This window comes from Sphingopyxis sp., assembly GCF_035686825.1.
Lineage (GTDB): Bacteria > Pseudomonadota > Alphaproteobacteria > Sphingomonadales > Sphingomonadaceae > Sphingopyxis.
In genome coordinates this window covers 422796-445882 of sequence record NZ_DASRYZ010000003.1, presented here as the reverse complement: position 1 = coordinate 445882, position 23087 = coordinate 422796, and the positions used below count along the sequence as shown (strand labels likewise).

Below are 23087 nucleotides of genomic sequence, written 5' to 3'. Positions count from 1 at the left end.
CGGCCTGCCCCGTTTTGTCTTCGACCCTGATGGACGGAGACATATATGACCGAGACCAAGATTTTCGCGCGGCTGAAGGCCGATCACGACCGCCATCGCGAATTGCTGGAGCGCATCGACGCGACCCATGGCGACAGCGACGAGCGCCGCGCGCTCTTCGAGGCGTTCCGGGTCGAAGTGACCGCGCATGCGGCGTCCGAGGAAATGTCGCTCTATGCGACGATGCTCGCGAATCCCGACCTGCGCGACGAGGCGCAGCACAGCGTCGCCGAGCATAAGGAAATCGAGGATTTCCTCACCGAATTATACGAGATGGATTTTTCGTCGAGCGGTTGGCTGACGCGGTTCCGGACGATGAAGGACCGTTATCTCCACCATATCGACGAGGAAGAGGAGGAGATGTTCCCGGCGGCCGAAAAGGAGCTTTCCGACGCGCGCAAGAAGGAACTGATCAAGATCTTCGAAAAGGAAAAGCCGAAGGAAAAGGCCAAGGCGGCCGAAGAGGAACCGTCGAGCGAAGAGGCGCGCGATTAGTCGCCGCCCTCGACTTTTGGCGCGGCGCTCGCCATAGGCGCGCGCCATGTCCGACAGATTCGCTTTTCAGATCAGCGCAACCGACGGCGCCGCGCGCACGGGCGTGATCGCCATGCATCGCGGCGAGATTCGCACCCCCGCCTTCATGCCCGTCGGCACCGCCGCGACGGTGAAGGCGATGCGCCCCGCCGAAGTGCGCGCCACCGGCGCCGACATCATCCTCGGCAATACCTATCACCTGATGCTGCGCCCGACCGCCGAGCGGATGGCGCGGCTCGGGGGCTTGCACAAATTCATGGGCTGGGACCGGCCGATCCTGACCGACAGCGGCGGCTATCAGGTGATGAGCCTCTCCGCGCTCACCAAGCAGAGCGAAGAGGGTGTCGCGTTCAAGAGCCACCTCGACGGCTCGCGCCACATGCTGACCCCCGAACGATCGATGGAGATTCAGCGCCTGCTCGGCAGCGACATCGTGATGGCGTTCGACGAATGCCCGCCCAGCGGCGTCGATACGAAGCGCGCCGAGGCGAGCATGGAACGCTCGATGCGCTGGGCGGCGCGCAGCCGCGCGGGCTTCGACGCGGGCGGGGATCATGCGGCGCGCTCAGCGCTGTTCGGCATCCAGCAGGGCTCGCTCGACGAAAAGCTGCGCGCCCGCTCGGCCGCGGCGCTCGCCGACATCGGCTTCGACGGCTATGCGATCGGCGGACTTGCCGTCGGGGAAGGACAGGAGGCGATGTTCGGCGTGCTCGATTATGCGCCCGGCCAGCTTCCCGCCGACAAGCCGCGCTATCTGATGGGGGTCGGCAAGCCCGACGATCTTGTGGGCGCGGTCGCGCGCGGGGTCGACATGTTCGATTGCGTGCTGCCGACGCGGTCGGGACGCAACGGACAAGCATTCACCTGGGATGGCCCGATCAATATCCGCAACGCGAAACATGCCGAGGACCAGGCGCCGCTCGACGCGGACTGCCATTGTCCCGTCTGCACGACCTGGTCGCGCGCCTATCTGCATCACCTCGTCCGTTCGGGCGAGATGCTCGGCGCGATGCTGATGACGCAGCATAATCTGCACTTCTATCAGGATTTGATGCAGGGCATGCGCGATGCGATCGCCGCGGGGACATTCGCGGCGTTCCAGCGCGATTTTGACGCGCGTTACCGGCGCTGAAAATCAGTCGAGTTTGCCGAGCAGGTCGAGCAACGACTGCGGAATAACCTCATCCACGGTCGATTCATACGCGCGGCGCAGGGCGCCATTGACGTCCTGCCCCTTGGCGGAAGGTTTTTTATCGGCGTTCTTTCCGGAAGCCTCGTTGCGCGGCGAACCGGTTTTAGACGACATTATCGAAGCATCCGCTGAACATGGGGCCTTTTGCTAACCGCGCATACACCAAAGCGCAATGGCGCGTTTGTTCCTTCGCCATGAAACTATTTTAAGGCTAAATCGTTCCCAAAGGTTGAAATATATCGGATGGTGGCGGGGAGGCATGGGGGATTGTCCCTTTTCCGGACGCGTCCGCCCCGGTTTTTAGGGCTATCAGGAGGTAAAATATGTCATTGGGTCAGTCGGTTGCGCCGCATCTTCCCTATCTGCGGCGTTATGGCCGGTCCATTTCCGGAAGCCAGCGGAATGGCGATGCGCTGGTCGCCCGGCTGCTCGAAACGCTGGTGGCCGATCCGGGCGCGATCGATACCGGCGCCGACTTGCGCATCCAGCTGTACCGGATGGTGCACGACAATTTCGGTTTGATGGCCGAACAGGCGGCGGCGAACGACGCCGGCGCGCTGAGCGACATCGCGATCGCCGACGCGCGCCTCCGCCGTATTCCCTCGCTCGCGCGGCAGGCGTTGCTGCTCACCGCGGTCGAGGGTTTCAGCGCCGAGGACACGGGGCGCATCATCGGCCGCGATGCCGAGGCGGTGCGGTCGCTGATCGCCGAAGCGACCGACGAGATCGATCGCCAGACGCGCGCGCGCATCCTGATCATCGAGGATGAACCGATCATCGCGATGGACATCGAAATGATCGTCCGCGATCTGGGCCATGACGTCGTCGCCGTCGCGACGACGCACCGCGAGGCGGTCGACGAAGCGCAGAAGCACCAGCCCGGTCTCGTGCTCGCCGACATCCAGCTCGCCGACAACAGCTCGGGGATCGAGGCGGTGCAGGAAATCCTGGGCGACCTCAAAGTGCCGGTCATCTTCGTCACCGCCTTTCCCGAACGGCTGCTCACCGGCGACCGGCCCGAACCCGCCTTCCTCCTCACCAAGCCGTATCAGCCCGCGACGCTGCGCGCGGCGATCTCGCAGGTGCTGTTCTTCGACGAAAGCACGATCCCGGCCTGAGCTTTGCCGCCGCCTCGCGAACACGGGGCGGCGGAACCGCCTTGCCTCGCGCCAGATCGCGGGCGATAGCAGCGCGCGATGACCGCATCCGACGCTTCCAGCCGCCAGTCGGCGCTCGACCGGCTTACCGCGCACGCGCCCTTCCTCGCACGGCTCGCCGAGCTCAACCCCGACGATGTGACGCGTTTCCTGACCGATGGTACCGACACGGCGCTCGATCGCGTCACACCGCCGCCGGTCGACGACGATATCATGCGCACGCTCCGCCGATGGCGCGGGCGTATGGCGCTGCTGCTCGCGCTCGGCGACCTGTCGGGCGAGCATGATGTAGCTACGACGACGCGCTTGCTGTCCGGTTTCGCGGACGCGGCCTGCGACGCCGCGCTCGCCGCCGCCTTTGCCGAACGCGTGCCGGATGAGGAGCCGCGCGGGCTCGCCGTGATCGCGCTGGGCAAGCTCGGCAGCCACGAACTCAATTACTCGTCGGACATCGACCCGATCCTGATTTTCGACCCCGAAACGCTGCCGCGCCGTTCGCGCGACGATCCCGACGAGGCGGCGGTCCGGATCGCGCGGCGGATGACCGAAATCCTGTCGGCGCGTACTGGCGACGGCCATGTGCTGCGCGTCGACCTGCGTCTTCGCCCGCATCCCGAGGTGACGCCGATAGTGCTCCCCGAAAGCGCGGCGATCTCCTATTACGAGTCCGAAGCGCTGGCGTGGGAGCAGGCGGCGTTCATCCGCAGCCGCGCTTCGGCCGGCGATCGCGCGCTCGGCGAAGGTTTCCTCGCCGCGATCCAGCCCTTCATCTGGCGCCGCAGCCTCGATTTCCGGCAACTCAAGGAAATCGGCGCGATGAGCGACCGGATTCGCGACCATTTCGCGCAGGGGCAGGCGTTCGGCCCGGGCTTCGATCTGAAGCGCGGTCGCGGCGGGATTCGCGAGATCGAGTTTTTCGCGCAGGTCCACCAGCTCATCTACGGCGGGCGCGACCCGTCGCTGCGCGTGCCGGCGACGGTCGATGCGCTCGCCGCGCTCGCGGCGGCGGGGCGGATCGAACCCGACGTCGCGGTTCGGTTGTCGGACCATTATGCGACGCTTCGCCGCATCGAGCACCGGCTGCAGATGATCGAGGACCAGCAAACGCACAGCCTGCCGACGCAGGTGTCGGCGCTCGATTGCGTCGCGCGGTTCGACGGCGAGACGGACGGCGCGGCGCTGCTCGCGGCGCTCGAGCCCGTCGTCGCCGACGTCGGCAGCTGTTACGACCGACTCGTCGCCGAGCGCGCGGCGACGACGGGCCTCCCCCGCGACGAGGGCGGCCTCGCGGCGGAGCTCGCGGCGGCGGGGTTCGATCCCCCCGATGCGGCGCTGCGCACGATCGCCGAATGGCGCGGCGGCAAGCTGCGCGCGCTGCGCAGCCCGGCGGCACAGGGCGCGCTCGAGACGGTGCTGCCCGAGCTGGTCAAGGCGCTGGGTGCAGCGCCCGATCCGCAAGCGACGCTGCTACGCTTCGACAAGCTCGTCGGAGGGCTGCCTAGCGCGGTGGGCTTTTTTCACCTGCTCGCGGCGCAGCCCGAACTCGCCCGGATCGCGACGCGCACGCTGTCGCTCGCCCCGACGCTGGCCGACGCGCTCGCCGCGCGGGTCGAGCTGATCGAGGGGTTGATCGACAAGCGCGCGTTCGAGGCGCCGGCGACGAAGGCCGACCTGCTCGGCGAATGGGCGCCGGGGCTGGCGGGCCTCGACTATGAGCGGCTGCTCGACCGGGTGCGCGACCGCGTCGGCGAGCGACGCTTCGCTTATGGCGTGCAGCTGATCGCGGGCGCGAACGACCCGCTCGCCATCGCGTGCGGCTATTCCGAACTTGCCGAAGCCGCGCTGCAGGTGCTCGCCGATGCGACGGTCGCCGAATTCATCGCGGCGCATGGCCGCATCGCGGACAGCGAACTCGTCGTCCTCGCGCTCGGGCGGCTCGGGGGCAGGGCGTTGACGCACGCGTCGGACCTCGACCTCATCTATCTCTTCACCGGCGACCATCTCGCCGAATCGGACGGGCCGCGTTCGCTCGGCGCGACGACCTATTACAACCGTCTCGCGCAGCGTCTGACCGCGGCGATGTCGGTGCCCACCGCGGCGGGAAAACTCTATGACGTCGACACGCGGCTGCGGCCGCAGGGGGCGCAGGGGCCGCTCGTCGTTACGCTCGACAGCTTCGAACGCTATCAGCGCGAGGAGGCGTGGACGTGGGAGCATATGGCGCTGCTCCGCGCGCGGCCGGTCTATGGCTCGAACGCGGCGAAGGGCGAGGTCGAGCGCATCGTCGCCGACCTGCTCGCGGCCCCGCGCGACCCCGCGAAACTCGCCGCCGACGCCGCCGAAATGCGCGACAAGATCGCCGCGCACAAACCGCCGAAGGGCGCGCTCGACGTCAAGGGCGGGCCGGGCGGGCTCGTCGATCTCGAATTCGCGATGCAGGTGACGCAGCTTGTCAGCGGCCAATGCCACGACCCGAATATTTCGGCGGCGCTTGCGTGCATGAAGGCGGCGGGGCTGGCGCCGTCCGAGGTGATCGACGCCCACGGACTGCTCGCGCGCATGCTCGTCATGCTGCGCCTCACCGCCCCCGATGGCGAACCCGCGACCGCGGCGGCGCGGGGGCTCGTCGCGGCCGCGTGCGGCGAGCCCGGCTGGCCGCAGCTGCTTGCCGCGCACGATCAGGCGCGGCAGGAGATTGCGAACTGGTGGGCATCGATTCGGCCTGCCGCCCCGGCACAGCAGGAGATTTGAGACATGAGCGCACCCGCGATCGGCGACCCGATTCCCAATGTGAAGCTTCTCGATGCCGACGGCGCGGCGATCGACCTTGCCGCGATGAAGGGCGCGCCTCTGGTCGTCTATTTCTATCCCAAGGCCGACACCCCCGGCTGCACGACCGAGGCGCAGGACTTCACCCGCCTCGCGCCCGAATTCGCGCATCTGGACGCGCAGGTGCTGGCGGTGTCGCGCGACGCGCCGGCGAAGCTCTGCAAGTTCCGCGACAAATATGGCCTGACCGTCCGCCTCGCCTCGGACGAGGACGGCGCGGTGTGCGAGGCGTTCGGGACTTGGGTCGAAAAGCAGAATTACGGCCGCACCTATATGGGGATCGAACGGTCGACCTTTCTGTTCGGCCGCGACGGCAAGCTTGCGAAGGAATGGCGCAAGGTGCGCGTGAAGGGCCATGCCGACGCCGTGCTGGAGGCCGCCAAGGCGCTTTGATGCCGACGCTGGGCGAAGCCGCGCGCGCGGTGCTGTTGACCGCCGACCCGCACGACAAGCGCCGCGCGGCGCGCGGTCTGGCGCGGGCGTGGCGGCGCGGCGAGATCGACCATCGCTGCGACACGGCGATGCCCGACCGGCCTGCGTGGCCAGCCGAGCCCGAGCTGCTCGCGCCGAATCAGATGCCCAAGCGCGGCAAGGGCGGGTCGGAGCGTGGCCGTATCGCGCTGCTCCACGCGCTCGCGCATATCGAATTCGTCGCGATCGACCTCGCGGTCGATCTGGTCGGGCGTTTTGGCGGTGAATTTCCGCGCGCGTTCGTCGACGACTGGATCGGCGTCGCCGCCGACGAGGCGATGCATTTCGCGCTGCTCGACCGGCGGCTGCGCCAGCTCGGCAGCCATTATGGCGCGCTGCCGGCGCACGCCGGATTGTGGGAAGCAGCTGAGGCGACCGCCGACGATGCGCTCGCCCGCCTCGCGATCGTGCCGATGGTGCTCGAAGCGCGCGGGCTCGACGTCACCCCGGCGACGATCGACCGCTTCGAGGCGGCGGGTGATGCGGCCTCCGCGAAGATTTTATCGCGTATTTACAAGGATGAAATCCGGCATGTGACCGCGGGCACCGTCTGGTTCCGGCAAAAGTGCGATGAAATGGGATTCAACGCCGTCGAAACGTGGCACAGCCTAGTAAAATCGCGCTTTCGGGGCAGTTTGAAGCCACCGTTCAACGACTCGGCGCGCACGCGTGCCGGTTTAACGCAAGAATTCTACACCGTTATTGCTTCGTAAGGATTGGAACAGCACACAGGCTTCCGCGGGGGATGAGCAATCATCCAAACCAAGAAACACCGGCGCCAAGGCCTATTTCCGGGCTTTGGCGACATGGCAAATGCGGGGTCGCTGTTTTGACTAACACTCTTCTGGCGCAAAAGTTGCACCAAGTCGCAATTATCTGCGCGGCAGCATGTTTCGGATTGGCCACCCCGGCCGTCCACGCCGCCGATACCAGCGCCGACGCCGGCATTGTCGCTCCCGACGAACCCGATGACGACAGCTTCGACGCTGGCGTTCCCTCGGCAAGCGAAGACAGCGAAGCGCGCGCGATCTTTCAGGCGTGGAAGCGCCTCGACACCGGCCTGACCGCCTCGATCGGCGTTGCGATCCCGTCGCGCCGCCCGATCGACCAGATGTCGCTGTCGTCGTCCTATGGCATGCGCGTCCACCCCGTCACCGGCCGGGTCGCGCGCCACAATGGCATCGACATTCCGGCGCCGCGCGGCACCCCGATCTATGCGACCGCCGACGGCATCGTCGGCCGCGCCCAGCGCCTCGGCGGCTATGGCAATTATGTCGAGGTCGAACATGGCAACGCGATCCAGACGCGTTACGGCCATATGTCCTCCTACATCGTGCGCTCCGGGCAGCAGGTGAAGAAGGGCGACATCCTCGGCTATGTCGGTTCGACCGGCCGTTCGACCGGCAACCACCTCCATTATGAAGTCCGCATCGAAGGCGCGCCGGTCAATCCGATGCCCTTCGTCCGTTCGGACCAGATGGCGATCGCCGCGATCACGGGCAAGAATGTCGCGATGGGCGGTCCCGAATAACAGCTTTCCTGGGTCGGAGAGGAAGGGGCGCCAGGCGGGATACCGTCGAGGCGCCCTTTTTATTTGGGGATAAGGCTCCTATCTAGCGGTCATGGCCACGCAGCTTTCCGATATCACCCTTTCGCCCGCCGCCGCGGCGCGCGTCCGCTGGATCGCCGACCGCAAGGGCGAGGCCGACGCCGCGCTGCGCCTCGCGGTCGACGGCGGGGGCTGCTCGGGCTTCACCTATCGCTTCGGCCTTGCCGAAGAAATCGACGCCGACGACATCGTCACCGAAACCGACGGGGTGAAGCTGGTCGTCGACCCGGTGAGCATCGATCTGGTGCGCGGCTGCGTCGTCGATTTCGTCGATTCGCTGGGCGGATCTTCGTTCAAGGTCGAAAACCCCAACGCCGCCGCGGGCTGCGGCTGCGGGTCGAGCTTCTCGATCTGACGCCTTTCACAGCGGCCGGCTTGCTGCCATAGAAGCGGCCATGAAAATCGCGACCTTCAATATCAACGGGATCAAGGCCCGCCTGCCGCGCCTCGTCGAATGGCTTGAGGAAACGCAGCCCGATATCGCCTGCTTGCAGGAGCTGAAATCGAGCGACGAGACGATGCCGACGAAGGAGATCGAGGCGGCGGGCTATGGCTTCCTCTATCACGGGCAAAAGGGCTTTAACGGCGTCGCGATCCTCGCAAAGGGCACGCAGCCGGTCGAGGTGCAGCGCGGCCTCGCCGGCGAGGCCGAGGACGAGCAGTCGCGCTATCTCGAAGCCGATGTCCACGGCCTGCGCGTCGGGTGCATCTACCTCCCCAACGGCAATCCGCAGCCGGGGCCAAAGTTCGATTATAAACTGCGCTGGATGGCGCGGCTGCGCGAGCGGGCGAAATTTCTTCTCGCCTCTGAAATCCCGACGATCCTGACCGGCGACTATAATGTCATCCCGCACGACGACGATGTGTGGGACCCGCGCGCGATGGCGACCGACGCGCTGATGCAGCCCGATTCGCGCGACGCCTGGTTTCGCCTGCTCGGCGACGGGTGGACCGACGCGATCCGCAGCCGCCACCCGGCGGGCGGCGTCTGGACCTTCTGGGACTATCAGGCGGGCGGCTGGCAGCGCGACCATGGGTTCCGCATCGATCATCTGCTCTTGAGCCCCGCGCTCGCCGATCGGCTGGTCGATGCCGGCGTCGATAAGGATCATCGCGGGCGCGAGAAGGCGAGCGATCACGCGCCGACCTGGGCGGTACTCGACTAAACGTCGGGGTAGAGCGTCGTCATCACGCGCTTGGGATCGAGCGCATAGTGATGCGCGACCGCGCTGGCGATCACGCCCTCCAGGCTGCGCGTCGGCTTGAGATCGCGCCCTTCGTAACGCGCCGCGGCGCCGAGCCCGGGCCAGTCGGCCGAGACCTTGCCACCCGCTTCGAGCCCGCCACCGAGCAGCATCGCGGTCGAGGCGGTGCCATGGTCGGTGCCGCCGGTGCCGTTGACTTCGACGGTGCGACCGAATTCGGTCGCGACGATGACGAGCGTGTCGTTCCACGCAGGACCAAGTCCCGCCTGCAGCGCGCCGATCAACTGATCGAGCCCGCGAAGCTGCGCGGCGAGGCGCCCGCGCTGGCCGCTGTGCGTGTCCCAGCCGCCGGTTTCGACCATCATCACGCGCGCGCCGTCGGCCGGCAGCATCAGCGACGCCGCGAGCTTGCCGAGATCGGCGCCGTTGCGACCGTTGTTGCCGCCGATGTCGCTCGCCAGTTCCTGCGTCTTCACCGCGCTGTCCCACAAAGGGTGGAGCAGCGGGTCGTCGGCATACATCGCGGTCAGCCGCGCGATCAGGTCGGCGTCGGCCTGCGGCAGGCGGCTCGGCGCATAGGTGCCGACCTGCACCGATCCGCGCAGCGCGAGCGGCACCGCGGGGGCGATGGCGATCGCGTCGCGCTCGGCAGCGGGCAGCAAAGTGAGCAGCCGCCCGACCCAGCCATCGTCGCGGCCATAGGGGCGCGACCCGCCGCCCTCGAGCATATTCTGCCCGTCGAAATGCGAGCGGTCGCGATAGGCGGTCGCGACGGCGTGCGCGAAATGCGCCTGCTTGCCGGTGTAAAGACCCGCGGTCTGCGCGAGCGACGGGTGCAGCGTGAACATGCCGTCGAGCTTGGGCCCCCCCGCCGTTTCGTCGGCGATCGCGCGGCGCGCGGCGGCTAAGGCGGGATCGCCCGTCGGTGCGACGGTGGCGAGCCCGTCGGCGGCGCCGCGCTGGATGACGAAGACGAGGCGCTTGGGCGTGCTCGCGGCGGCATAGGCGAAACCGGGGAGAGCGCCCGCCGCGGCGACGGTGATTCCGGACAGGAGGATCGATCGGCGTGAGAGGATCATCATCTATCTCCGCAAAAAGGCCGGGCTCGCGAACAGCATCGCGAGGCCCTGGCCCGGGCTGTCGGCGCGGCTTATCGCCTGGCTCGTTTCGGGCGTGAGCGCGTCGGCGAGCACGAGCGGCGCGAGCGCGCGCGCGTCGGCGCGGTCGCCGATCCGGCCCGCGATGCGGCTCGCCAGTTCGACGCGCTGCATCAGCGCCGCCGACCCGGCCCAGGTCGCGACCATATCGTCATAGCCCTTGGGCGATCCGGGACGCCACACCGGCTGCCCGAGCTGGGTGAACATCGCGGCGATATTCTGCCGTTCGCCAAGCCCCGGCGTCTTCAGCGCGCGCAGCATCGACACCGTCCAGTCCCATGGCGATTTGAACATCGTCGGCGTGGCGGTCCAGGGCTCGGGCGACGCGATGAGCGTGCGATAGAGTGAGGGAAGGTCGCCGCCGGTTTTTTCGAAATCGCCTGCGAGCCGGTCCACGAGCGTTGCGGGCGGCTCGTCGGAGGTGAAATGCCGTGCGAGCTTGGTCGCGACATGGCGCGCGGTGGCGGGATGGACAGCAAGGTCGCGGAGCACCGCCTCGGCCTGTTTCCCACCGGGCTGATCATAGCGTTTTCCGAGGATCGTCAGCGCCCCCGGCTGGTGGAGCCGGTCGACGAACAGCGTCTCACCCCGCCGCGCGTCGGCGGGCATCAGTCGCTGTCCCGCGCCGCGACCGATCCCCGCGACGGTGAGACCCGTGAGCGCCTTGGCGAAATTCGTCACATCGGCCTGCGTATAGCCGGCGCGCACGCCGAGCGTGTGCAATTCCATGATCTCGCGCGCCAGATTTTCGTTGAGCCCCGGCGCCTGCCGCCTGCCGCGATTGCGCACGCGCGTCGCGAACTGGCTGTCGGGGCCGAAACTCTGCGCCTGGTCGAGAAACAGCAGCATCGCGGGATGGTGGACCGCCGCGGTCAGCAGATCGGCGAACTTGCCCATGACGTGCGGCCGGATCGCTTCATTCTCGTAATTGCCCGCAAAGCCGCGGACGGTCTGCTTGTCCGCCGAAATCGCGAAATGATTGGCCCAGAAATGAACGAGGCGTTCGGCGAAGGGGGTCGGCGTCGCGACCGCGGCAGCGAGGCGCGCGCTCGCGGCATCGGCATAATGGCGGCGAAAATCGGCACGCGACCTGCGCCGCATCGCCTCGACCTCCGCGCCTTCGTCGGCGGCATTCTTCGCTTCGCGGCGCATCGCCTGCCGCTCGTCGCGATATTCGGCATAGGCGGTCGCGATCGCTTCGCGCCCCGCCAGCCCCGCGATCGCCGCGGGGGCAGGGTCATATTCGCCGATCTGGCGGATCAGCCAGTCTTTGGGGTCCTCGATAGCCGGTTCGTCGAAGCGGCGGCCGAGCCCGAAGCGATTGGCGGCAAGATACTGGACTGCCATGACAAACCTTTCCGTGCCTTGAAACGCACGATGGCCGCCGTTTGTCGCAAAGCTATCCCAGCGATCAGAGCGTCTTGTCGTAGATCTGATATACGCGGTTGACCTTGGCCTCGATCGCCTCGGCGACCGCATTCATCCCCTGATTATCGTCGAGCACCCAGCCGATGTCACCGCGCTCCGTCCCATAGTCGACCACCGCGTCGCGGCGGATATATTCGATCATCATGAAGGCCAGCGTGCTCGCCATGCGGCTGTTCTGCAATTTCTTGGCGACGCCCATCAACGGCACGCGCAGGATGCGGCTCTTGGGCTTGCGCAGCCACCAGAGCAGCCGCGCCCAGTTGAAGGGCAGCAGCGATCCGTCCATGTCGATCAAGAGCTGGTTGATGTTCGGCAACACGATCATGAAGGCGACCGGTTCGCCGTCGACTTCGGCGACGCGGATCAGATCCTCGAACACGATATCCTTCAGCTTCTTGCCGACATAGGCGATCTCGCTGTCGGTCAGGGGCACGAAACCCCAATTGTCCGACCATGCGTCGTTGAGCAGGCCCATGATCAGCTTCGCTTCGGCATCGAAACGGCGCTTGTCGACCTTGCGAATGCGGATGCGCGCATTCTTGTCGCCCGCCGCGACGATGCGGTTGACGATCGGCGGGAAACCGTCGCGAATCGCAACGTCATAATTCAGAAGCTGCTTCACTGGCCGATAGCCGGCGCCCTCGATCCACCCGCGATAGAGCGGGCTGTTATGTCCCATCATTACCGTCGGCGGGTTATCGAACCCCTCGATCAGCAAGCCCGGCTCGTCCCAGATCGAAATCGACAGCGGGCCGAGCGCGCGCGTCATGCCCTGTGTCCGCAGCCAATCCTCGGCCGCGGCGATCAGCGCCTGCGCGCTTTCTTTGTCCTCGGCCTCGATCAGCCCCCAATTACCGGTGCCGGGCCCCATTCCCTGTTCGGTGGGCTGCGCGAGCGCCAGTTCGTCGATATGCGCTGAAATGCGGCCGATCGTGCGGCCGTCGCGCCGCGCGAGGAAAAATTGCGCTTTGCCATGCTCGAACCACGGATTCTTGCCGGGGGTGAGCAGGCCATAGACCTCGCCCTTCAGCGGGGGCACCCACGCCGGATCGCCGCGGTTGAGGCGATAGGCGAGCTCGACGAACTCGCGCAAATCATTCTTGTCCTTGACCGTATGGATCGTGATCGGGCCGTGCGAATGTCCGCTCATGGGTGGTTTCCTGAAAGGGGCGTCCTATATTTGTGGCGAGGCATTAGGGCATAGATGGGGCGCTGGCGACCCGCTTTCGGCCATTTTGCTGCCATGAAAATATGATGAAGAGCCGCCTATGTTAGCGATGAACACCCTTGTCGACCGCCTGTCGGTGCCCGCCGCGGCGGCGGCCCCGAAGTCCGCGATCGCCGACGATATGGCGATGATCCGCGCGGCGTCGGAGCTGACGCGCGATCTCGTGCAGCCGAGCGCGCGCATCTATTGGACCGACTTCCTCGCCTCGACCTTCATCGGCTATGCGGGCATCGCGGCAGCGATCCTCGCGCCTTCGACGGCGTGGATGCTGGTCGCGGCGGTGATCGCCGTGGTGGCGCTCTATCGCGCCGGCAGCTTCATCCATGAGCTCACGCATATTCGCAAAAATGCGCTGCCGGGCTTCCGCCTCGCGTGGAATATCCTCGTCGGCGTGCCGCTGCTCATTCCCTCCTTCATGTATGAGGGGATCCACAGCCTGCATCACAACCGCACCAAATATGGCACGGTCGAAGATCCCGAATATCTGCCGCTCGCGCTGATGAAGCCGTGGACGGTGCCGCTGTTCGTCGTCGCCGCGGCCTTCGCGCCGCTCGCGCTCGTCTTCCGCTACGGCGTGCTCACCCCGCTCTCATTCCTGATCCCGCCGCTGCGCCGTGTCGTGGTCGAACGCTATTCGGGGATGATCATCAACCCGCTGTTCCGCCGCAAGCCGCCCGAGGGCGAATTCCGCCGCCAGTGGGCGTGGCAGGAAGGCGGCGCCTGGGCGTGGTCGAGCCTGCTGATCGCCGCGGGCGTCTTCGGCTGGGTGCCGCTGCGCGCGCTCGTCATTTTCGGCGCCATCGCGTCGGCGACCTTGGTGCTCAACCAGATCCGCACGCTCGTCGCGCATCTCTGGGAAAATGATGGCGAGGTGCTGACGGTGACCGGCCAGTTCCTCGACAGCGTCAACGTGCCCCCGCCGGGCCTGCTCCCCGAATTGTGGGCGCCGGTCGGGCTGCGCTATCACGCGCTGCACCATTTGCTGCCCGGCGTCCCCTATCATTCGCTCGCCGAGGCGCACCGCCGCCTGAAGGATGCGCTGCCGTCGGACTCGCAATATCATGGCGCGAATTACGACAGCCTGCCCAAACTGGTGATGAATCTGGTTGCGGGGTCGGCGCGGGGTTCGGCGGCCTGATATTGGCTTCGACCGCAAGCGGGACCCCGGATCAAGTCCGGGGTGACGAGAATTGATGGGTCCGCTTCCGACCGAAAGCCGCCCTATTCCTCGGTCCGGATCAAGATCATCTCGCCGATCAGCGCGAACAATATGAACGGCCCCCACGCCGCGAGGAAGGGCGAATAGGCGCCGAGATCGCCCATCGCGAGCGCGAAATTGTCGGCGACGAAATAGGCGAAGCCCAGCCCCATGCCGATGATCGCGCGGATGAACAGCTTGCCCGAGCGTGCGAGGCCGAACGCCGCGACCGCGCCCAGGAGCGGCATCAATATCGCCGACAGCGGCCCTGAAATCTTGTGCCACAACACGCCCTTCAGCGCGCCGACGGGGCGGCCCGCGGCTTCGAGGTCGTCGATCGCCGATTTGAGCTTGAGGAAGGGCAGTTCGTCGCCATCGACCTGCGCCAGCGTGAACTGGTCGGGGCGCACATTTTTCGCCGCGACGATCGTGCCCAAGGGTTCGACGGTGCCCGAGCGACGGATGAAGCGCCGCGCGTTCGTCAGTTCCCAGCCGCCGCCCGCGACCGCGCGCGCGCTGTCGGCCGACAGCATCGACGACAGCACGCCGCCGGTGCGTTCATAGATGGTGATATAGCCGAGGGTGATCGCCGGGCCGCTGGTATCGACCGTTGTCGCGTTGATCAGGTCGTCGCCGTCGCGAACCCAGATATTGGTGCGGATGCCGCTGTCCTTGGGGACCTTTTTATACTCGACCTTCTGCCAGGCGCTGAGCGCGGCGGTCGAGCGCGTGACGATGCGTTCGTTGAACGCGAAGCTGATCCCCGCGACGAGCAGCGCGGCGAGGAACAGCGGCGCGAGCACCTGATGCGCCGACATGCCCGACGCCTTCATCGCGATGACCTCGCTGTTCTGGTTGAGCGTTATCATCGTCAGGATCGTGCCGAGCAGCACCGAAAAAGGCAGGAAGGTCTCGATGATCTGCGGCAGCCGCATCCCGACATAGCGCCACACGTCCGAATCGCTGTTGCCGGCGACGGCGAGGATCTTGCCGCTTTCGCCGAGCAGGTCGAGCGTCTGGAGGATCAGCACCAGCGCGAAAAGGATCGAGAAGGAGCGGACGAGGAACAGGCGGCCGACATAGATCGCCATCGTGCGCGACGGGAAAAAATGAAGCTGGTGCATCAGGTGAGCCGGGCCTTGTCGCGCTGGAACATGCTGAGCAGTCCGCGGATCTTCTGCGCCGCCTTGGCCGCGACGCGCTCGAGTGCGCCGATCGGCTGCCCGCCGGGAACATGCGCGATCGTATAATACATCCAGATCGCGAGCGCCGCGAAGAGCAGATAGGGAACCCACAGCGCGATCAGCGGGTCGATTGTCCCGCGCGCGCCCAGATCCTCGGCATATTGGTTGATCTTGTGCTGGGTGACGAGCAGCACGATCGACAGGAATACGCCGAGTGACGAGGTCGATCTTTTCGGCGGCACCGCGAGCGCGACCGCGATCAGCGGGATCAGGAACATCGACATCACCTCGACGATGCGGAAGTGGAAATTCGCCCGCGATTCAAGCCGCGTCTGTTCGGGCTGGCTGCTGTCCTTGCCCGCGACGAACAGTTCGGGGATCGTCATCTCGCGGTCGGCGCCGCCGCGCAGACGGAACGCCTCGATCTTGGGCAGCGGGATCGGCAGATCGTGATTGTCGAAGGTCAGGACGCGCGGCACCGAGAATTTGGGCGATTCATGGATCAGCACGCCCTGCGACAGCCGCAGGATGATCGTGTTGGGATCGTCGGTCGCAAGGAACTGCCCGCGCGCCGCGGTCGCCGACACGCGCTGCCCGTCGCGCTGGTCGCCGCGCACGAAGATGCCGCGCAAGGCGCGCCCGTCGTTATAGCTTTCCTCGATGCGCAGCGTCATGCGGTCGCCCAATTTGGTGAATTCGCCGACCTTGATCGATGCCCCGAGCGCGCCCGAGCGGAGTTCGAACTGCAACCCTTCATAGGCGTAGCGCGCGACGGGCTGAATGAAGCCGACGATTGCCAGATTGAGCGCCGCGAGCGCGATCGCATAGGCGAAGGGAATGCGCATCAACCGCCCGAAACTCATCCCCACGCCCTTCAGCACGTCGAGCTCGCTCGATGTCGCAAGCCTTCGGAAAGCAAGGAGAATCCCGAGCATCAGGCCGATCGGGATGCCGAGCGAGAGATATTCGGGGATCAGGTTGGCGAGCATGCGCCACACGACGCTGACCGGGCCGCCCTCGGTCGCGACGAAGTCGAACAGGCGCAGCATCTTTTCGAGCACGAGCAGCATCGCCGACAGGACGAGCGTGCCGAGCATCGGGAAGAAGATGAGCCGCGCGATGTAGCGGTCGATGGCAGGAAGCTTATTCAATCTTTCGTCGCCCCATCACCATGATTTGGCCGCAGTTGTTTCCGATATGCCGATTCAAGGGCGACAGGGACCCACGTCGGCGCGCGCTTAGCGTGTGCGGATGTGGCTATAGCCTCTGGAGGTTTTGAGGTCATGTCGAAATTTGTATCCGCGCTGCTTGGCGTTTCCGTGCTGGCTGTCGCCGCGACGGCGCAGGCGGAAGGCCGGGTCATCTCGAACGATCTGTCGCAGTGCAAAAGCGGCCCGTCGACGCTGGTCCGGATCAGTGGCGTCAAGGCGTCGACCGGCAAGATTCGCGTGCAAAGCTATCGCGGCACCGCTGCCGACTGGCTCGAGAAGGGCCGCTGGCTCGCGCGCATCGAAATGCCGGCGCGCGCCGGGTCGATGACCGTCTGCGTGCCGCTGCCCGAAGCCGGCGTCTATGGCATCGCAGTGCGCCACGATGTAAACGGTAATGGCAAGACCGACATCACGCGCGACGGCGGCGGGATGTCGAACAATCCCAGCATCAACATCTTCAACCTCGGCAAGCCGAGCTACAAGAAGACCGCCTTTTCGGTCGGGGATGCGCCCAAGACGATCTCCATCTCGATGAAATATATGTAACGGACATGGCCAGCGTCGCGCTCCTTTCGAATCCACGTTCGACGGGCAACCGTGCCCTGTTGCCGCGGGTTCGCGAATATTGCGCGGCGCACCCCGACATTTTTCATTACGAGGTCGAGGACGTCGACCAGATCGGCGAAGCGATCCGCACGATGGCGATGGTGTCCCCTCGCATCGTAGTCATCAACGGCGGCGACGGCACGGTGCAGGCGGCGCTGACCGAACTTTATTCGGGCGGTCATTTCGGCGGATCTCCGCCGCCGGTCGCGGTGCTTCCGAACGGCAAGACCAATTTGATCGCGCTCGACCTCGGCGCCGAAGGCGATCCGATCAAGGCGCTGCAGCGCGTCGTCGATCTGGTCGGAAGCGGCCGGCTTGAGGATCATGTGATCGAACGCCAGCTGATCTCGCTCGACAGCGGCGACGAATCGCGTCCGGTGCTCGGCATGTTCCTCGGCGGCGCCTATCTCGCCGACGTGATGCTCTATTGCCGCAACCGCATCTATCCGCTCGGTCTACCCAACGGGATCTCGCATTTCCTCGCGGCGATCCTCGGGCTGTTCGCGATCATCTTCGGCGTCGGCGGCGGACGTCTGCCGCCCAAGCCCGAGCCGATGACGGTGTCGTTGATCCGCCAGGGCGAATTCAAGGGCAAATTCTCGCTGCTGATCGTGACGACGCTCGAGAAACTGCTGCTCAGCATCCGCACCAGCGAAGCCTATGGCACGAACGGCAATATGAAGCTGCTCGCGACCGACAGCAGCGTCGGTGCGCTGTTCCGTATGCTCGGCGCGACCTGGCGCGGGACGCTGGGGCAAAAGCAGCTCGAAGGCGTGCATTTCCAGCAGGGTGACGAGATTCGTATCGAGGGCGAGCGTTCGAATGTCATCCTCGACGGCGAAATCTTTCAGGCGAAGAACGGCATGCCGATCATCCTGACCTCGACGCAGCCGGTTCCCTTCCTGCGCCTCGCCGCCTGAGCTCCCTCATGTCCGCGCTGTCCGAACTCGTCCGCGAAGAACTCGCTGGTCCCGTCGACCCGCGCGTCGCCGCGATGGCGGCGGCGATCGCGGCCGACTATCCGGGCAGCGCGCGCGCGGTGCTCTTTTACGGCAGCTGCCTGCGCGAGAGCGAACTCGACGGGCTGATGCTCGATTTCTACCTGATCGTCTCCGATTATGGCGACGCTTATTCCAAAGGCTGGATGGCGGCGGCGAACCGGCTGATCCCCCCCAATGTCTTCCCCTTCCAGCACGGCGGGCTGATCGCCAAATATGCCGTGCTCAGCGAAGCCGACTTCGACCGGCTGAACGGCGCCGAGACGCGCAATGTGTCGGTGTGGGCGCGTTTCGCCCAGCCGTCGCGGCTCGTCTGGGCGGTCGACGATACCGCGGCGCGCCGCGCGGTCGCCGCGGTGGCGCGCGCCGCGCCGACCTTGCTCGCGGCGGCGGGACGGGTCGAGGGCGAAGCCCCGCTCGACTGGTGGCGGCGCGCCTTTTCGCTCACCTATTCGGTCGAGCTGCGCGCCGAACGCACGGGCCGCGCGCAGTCGGTCGTCGATGCCGATGCGGCCCGTTACGAACGGTTCAGCGCTCCCGCGATCGCGGCGATCCCGGCTGGCGCACGCGCGGGCGGCTGGGCGCGACGGCGGCTGGAGGGCAAGCTGCTCAGCGTCGCGCGGCTCGCCAAGGCCAGCCTGACCTATGCCGGCGGAATCGATTATCTGGCGTGGAAGATCAATCGCCACGCGGGAACGAAGATCGAGATCAAGCCCTGGCAGCGCCGCTGGCCGCTCGTCGCCGCGCTGACGCTGGTGCCGCGGTTGATCAGGGGCGGCGCGATCCGCTAGCTCGCCAGCCGCTGGCCGTCGGGCCGCGTTTCGCCGCTCCGCCGGATCGCCCGATCGAGCGCGCTGAGCGTGAAGGGTTTGCGCAGCACGTCATGATCGCCAAAGGCGGCGTCCTCGCTCGCATCGCCGGCATAGCCGGTCACGAACAGCACCGACAGTTCGGGCCAGCGCTGTTTCAACTGCGCGACCATTTCGGGGCCGGTGAGCTTGGGCATCAACACGTCGGACAGGATCAGGTCGAACCCGCCGCGCCCTTCGGCCAGCCGTCCTTCGACCAGCGCCTCGGCCTCGAGCGGGTTGCCGCACCCGACCGCATTATGGCCGAGTTCGCTGACCGCATCGACCGTCGCGGCAAGGACGCGCGCGTCGTCCTCGACCACCAGGATGCTGAGCGCGTCGGCGGGTGCCGCGGGGACTTCGGTATCGTCCGGTGTCGCTTCGTCCGCGTCGCTGATCGGCGGCTTGGCGACGGGCAGCATCATGGCGACGCTCGTGCCTTCGCCCTCGGTCGACGAAATCTGCACCTCGCCGCCCGATTGGCGGCAGAAGGCGAAGACTTGGCTCATGCCGAGGCCGGTTCCCTGGCCGGCGGGTTTGGTGGTGTAAAAAGGATCGAAGACGCGTTCGAGCACCTCGGGCGACATGCCGCAGCCGGTGTCGATCACCTGCACCGCGAGCGCCGCCGCCTTGTTCTCGCCGTCATCGAGCGTGCGGATCGTCAGCGACCCATGGCCGTCCATCGCGTCGCGCGCATTGACCGCGAGGTTGAGCAGCGCGTTTTCGAACTGCTGCCGGTCGACCCAGCAGGCGAGGTCGCCGGCCTGAAGGTCGAGCGTGAGCGCGATCCGGTCGCCGATCGTGCGCTCGATCAGCTGCGCAAAGCTCGCGATGCACTCGTCGACCGGGGTCATTTCGGGGCGCGCGGGCTCCGAGCGGGCGAAGGTCAGCAGGCGCCGCGTCAGGTCGGCGGCGCGATTGGCGCCGTCGAGCGCGTTGGTAAGGTGGCGCTGCGCCTTGTCCGGCGTATCGGGAAGCCAGCGCTGCGCCAGTTCGAGCCCACCGACGACGACCGCCAGCATATTGTTGAAGTCGTGCGCGATGCCGCCGGTCAGCTGGCCGACGGCTTCCATCTTCTGGGCCTGGCGCAGCTGCGCCTCCGCCGCTTCGCGATCGGTCATCTCGCTGCGCAGCGCGGCGTTCGCATGGGCGAGTTCGGCGGTCCGCTCCTCGACCGCCGCCTCGAGCTGCGCCGCACGGTCGCTTTCGACCAGCTGCTCGCGCCGGGCGAGGCGCCGTTCGCCTTCGGCGCGGATCAGCGAGAAGGTCGCGCCGATCGCGATAACCGCCGCGGCGGCGCCGAGCAGCGAAAAGAGCAGGATTGCCTGGTTGAGGCTCGCGCGGTCGGCCGCCGCCAACCGGTTGCGCTCACGCAACAGCGCGCGTTCATTGGCGATGATTTCGTTCAGCAGATTGTCGATCCGGGCCAGCCCGTCGCCCTGACCGGCGGCGTAAAATTTCGAAATGGCGGCGACGGTCTGATTATAATTGGCGCTGAGCGCCGCATCGCCCAGCTGTTCGCCGCGGCTGTCCATCTCGCGCGCCAGCTGTTCGACCAGCGCGACCTGCTTGGGATTGTCGCGCACATTGCGCCCCAGCCGCGTCATGAACTGGCGCGCGCGGCCCCATTGATATTCATAGATGCGCCCGTCTTCTTTTTGCAGCCCGACCGCGAAGCGGCCGAGCGCCGCCTCGGCCCGCGCGATCGCGGCGTCGACCGAGCGGGTCTGCGAGATGACCTCCATGCTCTGCGTCTGCCAGCCGAGCGAACGGTCGTAATTGTCGTTGGCGCGCGCGAGCAGCAGGACCAGCGCCCCGACCACACCGGTCAGGATCGCACCGAGGACGATCGTCGACCAGAAGCGCATACGCTCCCGCCGGCCGTCATTTTCGCTGTCGATATCCCGCTCGAACACGCGCATCTCTTACCGGACAAGCGGTGCGCCGCAAAGCACCGAAGGTCGCGCGGCTTCAATTCGCCGCGAAAAGGAATCCGCTGGTCGGCGTAAGTGCTCGGTTCAGCCGATAATCTGCGTGCGCTTGCCCGCGCGTTCGAAGCGGCCGAGGATTTCGCCGACCTGCTCGCTACTATGCTCGGCGCACAGCGAACAGCGCAGCAGCGTCATGCCCGCGGGGGTCGCCGGCGGACGCGCGAGGTTGACGTAGAGGCCTTCCTCCAGCAGCGCCTCCCACATCATCGCGCCCCTTTCGAGGTCGGGCATGATCACCGCGATGATTGCCGACTGCGGCTCGTCGGTGCCGAGCTGGAAGCCCAGATCCTTGAGCCCCTGGTGGAGCATCTTCGAATTTTCCCACAGATGCGCGCGCTTGTTCGACCCGTGCATCAGCTTGCGGATGCTCGTCGCGGCGGTCGCGACGACGCTCGGCGGCAGCGATGCGGTGAACACGTAAGGGCGGCAGACGAGCCGCAAAATCTCGAACTTCGGATGGTTCGACACGCAGAAACCGCCGACGGTGCCGACGCTTTTGCTGAACGTGCCGATAATGAAGTCGACATCGTCGATCACGCCCTGCGCCTCGGCGACGCCGCGGCCGTGCTCGCCGATGAAACCCATCGAATGCGCCTCGTCGACCAGCACCATCGCGCCGGCTTCCTTCGAGACGCAGATCATCTCTTTCAGCGGCGCAACGTCGCCGAGCATCGAATAGACGCCTTCGAGCACGACGAGCTTGCCGGCGTCGGCGGGCAGGCGCTTCAGGCGCTTCTCGAGCGCTTCGACGTCGTTGTGGCGAAAGGCGACGATTTCGGCGTCGCCCATCTTGCACCCGTCATAGATCGACGCGTGGCTGTCGATGTCGAGAATGACATAGTCGCCCTTGCCGGCGATCGTCGAAATGATGCCGAGGTTCGCCTGATATCCGGTCGAAAACACCATGGCATGATCCATGGCGTAGAACTCTTTCAGCGCGTCCTCGCACTCCTTGTGCCCCTGATAGGTGCCGTTGAGCACGCGGCTGCCGGTGGTGCCGCTGCCGAACTTGTCGAGCGCCTCCTTGCCCGCGGCGATGACGTCCTCGTCGAAGGTCATGCCCATATAATTATAGGTGCCGAGCAGGATCGTCTCGCGCCCGTTACAGATCGCGACGGTCGGCGAGACCACCTTTTCCATCACCAGGCTGAAGGGGTCGGTGACGCCGGTGGCAAGCAGCGCCTCGCGCTGCTGGATCAGCGGGTCGAATTTGGAGAAGAGGTCGGTCATCGCGGTGGTTCAGCCCTGCAGCTTCTCGACCGCGGCGACGAGTTGGCCGACGGTCTCGATCTCGGCTTGCATGTTCATGCTGATGATGATGTCGAACGTGTCCTCGACCTCGGCGACGAAATCCATCACCGTCAGGCTGTCCCATTCGAGATCGCCGGCAAAGGTCGTCGCGTCGCTCAGTTCGACGCCCTTCTTGTTGAAGGGGGCGATCAGGCCGTAAATCTGGTCCTTGATGGCGGTGCTCATATCCTGTGTCCTATAGCGGAATAAAGTTGCGCGCGGGCATGCCGCGAAGGCTTCCGATTGGCAAGCGATTGCGGCGGGAACAGGGCAGCATCTTGCCGCTCGCGGGACTTCATGCCATCCCTGTTGCGGGTCGCCAGCAGGGGCAGCTTGGCATGGATAGCGCAGAATCAGAGGTATCGCGGGACCCGCCGGCGGTCTCCTATCCGCCGAATGCGGTGCATCTCGTGCGCACCAATCAGCAGCTGACGATGCAATTGTCGCAGATGGCGGATCAAAAAGCGTCGATCCTGATGGGCGCGACCTTCGTCGTCTTCACCCTCGCGATCGGACAGGCGCGGTCGGGCGGCGGCGCGCTCGCGATGCCGCTCGCCATACTCGCGACCTTTTCCTTTCTCTCGGCGCTGCTCGCGGTGTCGGCGGTGCTCCCGCGCGTCGGCAAGGGCCCGCCGGTCGTTTACAAGGACGGCAAGGATCACAGCAACATCCTCTTCTTCGGCCGCTTCGCCCAGATGGACGAGGATGAATTCATCGCCGAGGTGAAGAAGCGGCTGCGCAGCGAGGAGGATCTGTACGAGACGATGCTGCGCGACACCTATCAGAACGGCGTCGTGCTCGCGCGGCGCAAATATCGCTATCTCGCTTATGCCTACCGGCTGTTCGTGGTCGGGCTGACGCTGACCTTCGTCGCGTTCGGGGTCGAGATGGCGGGGCTTTGGGGTGGATAAG

General features: G+C 66.1%; 23 protein-coding genes. 14 read left to right on the top strand and 9 right to left on the bottom strand.

Going from position 1 to position 23087, the window contains the following annotated elements:
- Window positions 1–45 precede the first annotated feature (45 nt).
- The gene (locus VFG17_RS06690; RefSeq protein ID WP_325028671.1) at window positions 46–534 is read left to right on the top strand and encodes a hemerythrin domain-containing protein; all 489 of its coding nucleotides are present in this window, start codon (window positions 46–48) and stop codon (window positions 532–534) included.
- Between the two features lie 46 nt (window positions 535–580).
- Window positions 581–1705: a tRNA guanosine(34) transglycosylase Tgt gene (tgt, locus tag VFG17_RS06685; RefSeq protein WP_325028670.1), complete on the top strand. Its 1125-nt coding sequence runs from the start codon at window positions 581–583 to the stop codon at window positions 1703–1705.
- A 3-nt stretch (window positions 1706–1708) separates the two neighbouring features.
- Here the strand turns inward: tgt and VFG17_RS06680 are convergent, their stop codons facing one another.
- Entirely contained in the window at window positions 1709–1879 is a 171-nt protein-coding gene (locus VFG17_RS06680) for a NepR family anti-sigma factor (RefSeq protein ID WP_325028669.1), read from the bottom strand.
- 209 nt (window positions 1880–2088) lie between these two features.
- Between VFG17_RS06680 and VFG17_RS06675 the strand changes: the two genes are divergently transcribed.
- From VFG17_RS06675 to xth, 7 genes are all read left to right on the top strand, one after another.
- Window positions 2089–2883 (top strand): response regulator, encoded by a 795-nt coding sequence (locus tag VFG17_RS06675; protein WP_325028668.1) that lies wholly within the window; start codon window positions 2089–2091, stop codon window positions 2881–2883.
- Between the two features lie 78 nt (window positions 2884–2961).
- Window positions 2962–5673 carry a bifunctional [glutamine synthetase] adenylyltransferase/[glutamine synthetase]-adenylyl-L-tyrosine phosphorylase gene (locus tag VFG17_RS06670; protein WP_325028667.1) on the top strand — a complete coding sequence of 904 codons (2712 nt, stop codon included), beginning with the start codon at window positions 2962–2964 and terminating at the stop codon, window positions 5671–5673.
- A 3-nt stretch (window positions 5674–5676) separates the two neighbouring features.
- Window positions 5677–6144, top strand: a complete 468-nt coding sequence (locus VFG17_RS06665) for a peroxiredoxin (protein WP_325028666.1) — start codon at window positions 5677–5679, stop codon at window positions 6142–6144.
- Complete coding sequence (locus tag VFG17_RS06660) at window positions 6144–6935, top strand: ferritin-like domain-containing protein (protein WP_325028665.1); 792 nt, start codon at window positions 6144–6146, stop codon at window positions 6933–6935. The genes VFG17_RS06665 and VFG17_RS06660 overlap by 1 nt, the downstream gene beginning before the upstream one ends.
- A gap of 185 nt (window positions 6936–7120) precedes the next feature.
- Window positions 7121–7753: a M23 family metallopeptidase gene (locus VFG17_RS06655; protein ID WP_325028664.1), complete on the top strand. Its 633-nt coding sequence runs from the start codon at window positions 7121–7123 to the stop codon at window positions 7751–7753.
- Between the two features lie 91 nt (window positions 7754–7844).
- On the top strand, window positions 7845–8186 hold the full coding sequence (erpA, locus tag VFG17_RS06650) for an iron-sulfur cluster insertion protein ErpA (RefSeq protein ID WP_325028663.1): 342 nt from the start codon (window positions 7845–7847) through the stop codon (window positions 8184–8186).
- Between the two features lie 40 nt (window positions 8187–8226).
- Window positions 8227–8997 carry an exodeoxyribonuclease III gene (xth, locus tag VFG17_RS06645; RefSeq protein ID WP_325028662.1) on the top strand — a complete coding sequence of 257 codons (771 nt, stop codon included), beginning with the start codon at window positions 8227–8229 and terminating at the stop codon, window positions 8995–8997.
- Here xth and VFG17_RS06640 read toward each other — a convergent pair.
- The 3 genes from VFG17_RS06640 to VFG17_RS06630 form a co-directional block, all read right to left on the bottom strand.
- On the bottom strand, window positions 8994–10115 hold the full coding sequence (locus VFG17_RS06640; protein ID WP_325028661.1) for a DUF1501 domain-containing protein: 1122 nt from the start codon (window positions 10113–10115) through the stop codon (window positions 8994–8996). The two genes, xth and VFG17_RS06640, sit on opposite strands and share 4 nt — an antisense overlap.
- A gap of 3 nt (window positions 10116–10118) precedes the next feature.
- Window positions 10119–11540 (bottom strand): DUF1800 domain-containing protein, encoded by a 1422-nt coding sequence (locus VFG17_RS06635; protein WP_325028660.1) that lies wholly within the window; start codon window positions 11538–11540, stop codon window positions 10119–10121.
- 64 nt (window positions 11541–11604) lie between these two features.
- Window positions 11605–12771 (bottom strand): N-acetyltransferase, encoded by a 1167-nt coding sequence (locus tag VFG17_RS06630; RefSeq protein ID WP_325028659.1) that lies wholly within the window; start codon window positions 12769–12771, stop codon window positions 11605–11607.
- Window positions 12772–12898: 127 nt separating this feature from the next.
- Between VFG17_RS06630 and VFG17_RS06625 the strand changes: the two genes are divergently transcribed.
- Window positions 12899–13987, top strand: a complete 1089-nt coding sequence (locus VFG17_RS06625) for a fatty acid desaturase (protein ID WP_325029091.1) — start codon at window positions 12899–12901, stop codon at window positions 13985–13987.
- Between the two features lie 83 nt (window positions 13988–14070).
- On the opposite strand, the gene lptG is transcribed toward VFG17_RS06625, so the two are convergent.
- Together lptG and lptF are read right to left on the bottom strand one after the other, a co-directional pair.
- Window positions 14071–15171, bottom strand: coding sequence for an LPS export ABC transporter permease LptG (gene lptG, locus VFG17_RS06620; RefSeq protein WP_325028658.1), 1101 nt, complete (start codon window positions 15169–15171; stop codon window positions 14071–14073).
- Window positions 15171–16382: an LPS export ABC transporter permease LptF gene (gene lptF / locus VFG17_RS06615; RefSeq protein ID WP_325028657.1), complete on the bottom strand. Its 1212-nt coding sequence runs from the start codon at window positions 16380–16382 to the stop codon at window positions 15171–15173. The genes lptG and lptF overlap by 1 nt, the downstream gene beginning before the upstream one ends.
- Window positions 16383–16514: 132 nt before the next feature.
- Between lptF and VFG17_RS06610 the strand changes: the two genes are divergently transcribed.
- The 3 genes from VFG17_RS06610 to VFG17_RS06600 are packed head-to-tail and all read left to right on the top strand — an operon-like array spanning window position 16515 to window position 18837.
- Window positions 16515–16988 carry a DUF2141 domain-containing protein gene (locus VFG17_RS06610; protein WP_325028656.1) on the top strand — a complete coding sequence of 158 codons (474 nt, stop codon included), beginning with the start codon at window positions 16515–16517 and terminating at the stop codon, window positions 16986–16988.
- A gap of 5 nt (window positions 16989–16993) precedes the next feature.
- Entirely contained in the window at window positions 16994–17968 is a 975-nt protein-coding gene (locus VFG17_RS06605) for an acylglycerol kinase family protein (RefSeq protein WP_325028655.1), read from the top strand.
- An 8-nt stretch (window positions 17969–17976) separates the two neighbouring features.
- Window positions 17977–18837, top strand: coding sequence for a hypothetical protein (locus VFG17_RS06600; RefSeq protein ID WP_325028654.1), 861 nt, complete (start codon window positions 17977–17979; stop codon window positions 18835–18837).
- On the opposite strand, the gene VFG17_RS06595 is transcribed toward VFG17_RS06600, so the two are convergent.
- From VFG17_RS06595 to VFG17_RS06585, 3 genes are all read right to left on the bottom strand, one after another.
- Window positions 18834–20816: an ATP-binding protein gene (locus VFG17_RS06595; protein WP_325028653.1), complete on the bottom strand. Its 1983-nt coding sequence runs from the start codon at window positions 20814–20816 to the stop codon at window positions 18834–18836. The genes VFG17_RS06600 and VFG17_RS06595 overlap by 4 nt on opposite strands.
- 96 nt (window positions 20817–20912) lie before the next feature.
- Complete coding sequence (spt, locus tag VFG17_RS06590) at window positions 20913–22115, bottom strand: serine palmitoyltransferase (protein ID WP_325028652.1); 1203 nt, start codon at window positions 22113–22115, stop codon at window positions 20913–20915.
- A 9-nt stretch (window positions 22116–22124) separates the two neighbouring features.
- A complete protein-coding gene (locus tag VFG17_RS06585) occupies window positions 22125–22361 on the bottom strand; it encodes an acyl carrier protein (RefSeq protein ID WP_325028651.1) in 237 nt (78 codons plus the stop codon).
- A gap of 152 nt (window positions 22362–22513) precedes the next feature.
- Between VFG17_RS06585 and VFG17_RS06580 the strand changes: the two genes are divergently transcribed.
- The gene (locus tag VFG17_RS06580; RefSeq protein WP_325028650.1) at window positions 22514–23086 is read left to right on the top strand and encodes a Pycsar system effector family protein; all 573 of its coding nucleotides are present in this window, start codon (window positions 22514–22516) and stop codon (window positions 23084–23086) included.
- Window position 23087 lies beyond the last annotated feature (1 nt).

Excerpts from the sequence above, each read along its gene's own strand:
- VFG17_RS06690 (WP_325028671.1), top strand. The coding sequence starts at position 46 with ATGACCGAGACCAAGATTTTCGCGCGGCTGAAGGCCGATCACGACCGC.
- tgt (WP_325028670.1), top strand. The coding sequence starts at position 581 with ATGTCCGACAGATTCGCTTTTCAGATCAGCGCAACCGACGGCGCCGCG.
- VFG17_RS06680 (WP_325028669.1), bottom strand. The coding sequence starts at position 1,879 with ATGTCGTCTAAAACCGGTTCGCCGCGCAACGAGGCTTCCGGAAAGAAC.
- VFG17_RS06675 (WP_325028668.1), top strand. The coding sequence starts at position 2,089 with ATGTCATTGGGTCAGTCGGTTGCGCCGCATCTTCCCTATCTGCGGCGT.
- VFG17_RS06670 (WP_325028667.1), top strand. The coding sequence starts at position 2,962 with ATGACCGCATCCGACGCTTCCAGCCGCCAGTCGGCGCTCGACCGGCTT.
- VFG17_RS06665 (WP_325028666.1), top strand. The coding sequence starts at position 5,677 with ATGAGCGCACCCGCGATCGGCGACCCGATTCCCAATGTGAAGCTTCTC.
- VFG17_RS06660 (WP_325028665.1), top strand. The coding sequence starts at position 6,144 with ATGCCGACGCTGGGCGAAGCCGCGCGCGCGGTGCTGTTGACCGCCGAC.
- erpA (WP_325028663.1), top strand. The coding sequence starts at position 7,845 with ATGGCCACGCAGCTTTCCGATATCACCCTTTCGCCCGCCGCCGCGGCG.
- xth (WP_325028662.1), top strand. The coding sequence starts at position 8,227 with ATGAAAATCGCGACCTTCAATATCAACGGGATCAAGGCCCGCCTGCCG.
- VFG17_RS06640 (WP_325028661.1), bottom strand. The coding sequence starts at position 10,115 with ATGATCCTCTCACGCCGATCGATCCTCCTGTCCGGAATCACCGTCGCC.
- VFG17_RS06635 (WP_325028660.1), bottom strand. The coding sequence starts at position 11,540 with ATGGCAGTCCAGTATCTTGCCGCCAATCGCTTCGGGCTCGGCCGCCGC.
- VFG17_RS06630 (WP_325028659.1), bottom strand. The coding sequence starts at position 12,771 with ATGAGCGGACATTCGCACGGCCCGATCACGATCCATACGGTCAAGGAC.
- VFG17_RS06625 (WP_325029091.1), top strand. The coding sequence starts at position 12,899 with ATGAACACCCTTGTCGACCGCCTGTCGGTGCCCGCCGCGGCGGCGGCC.
- lptG (WP_325028658.1), bottom strand. The coding sequence starts at position 15,171 with ATGCACCAGCTTCATTTTTTCCCGTCGCGCACGATGGCGATCTATGTC.
- VFG17_RS06610 (WP_325028656.1), top strand. The coding sequence starts at position 16,515 with ATGTCGAAATTTGTATCCGCGCTGCTTGGCGTTTCCGTGCTGGCTGTC.
- VFG17_RS06605 (WP_325028655.1), top strand. The coding sequence starts at position 16,994 with ATGGCCAGCGTCGCGCTCCTTTCGAATCCACGTTCGACGGGCAACCGT.
- VFG17_RS06600 (WP_325028654.1), top strand. The coding sequence starts at position 17,977 with ATGTCCGCGCTGTCCGAACTCGTCCGCGAAGAACTCGCTGGTCCCGTC.
- VFG17_RS06595 (WP_325028653.1), bottom strand. The coding sequence starts at position 20,816 with ATGCGCGTGTTCGAGCGGGATATCGACAGCGAAAATGACGGCCGGCGG.
- spt (WP_325028652.1), bottom strand. The coding sequence starts at position 22,115 with ATGACCGACCTCTTCTCCAAATTCGACCCGCTGATCCAGCAGCGCGAG.
- VFG17_RS06585 (WP_325028651.1), bottom strand. The coding sequence starts at position 22,361 with ATGAGCACCGCCATCAAGGACCAGATTTACGGCCTGATCGCCCCCTTC.
- VFG17_RS06580 (WP_325028650.1), top strand. The coding sequence starts at position 22,514 with ATGGATAGCGCAGAATCAGAGGTATCGCGGGACCCGCCGGCGGTCTCC.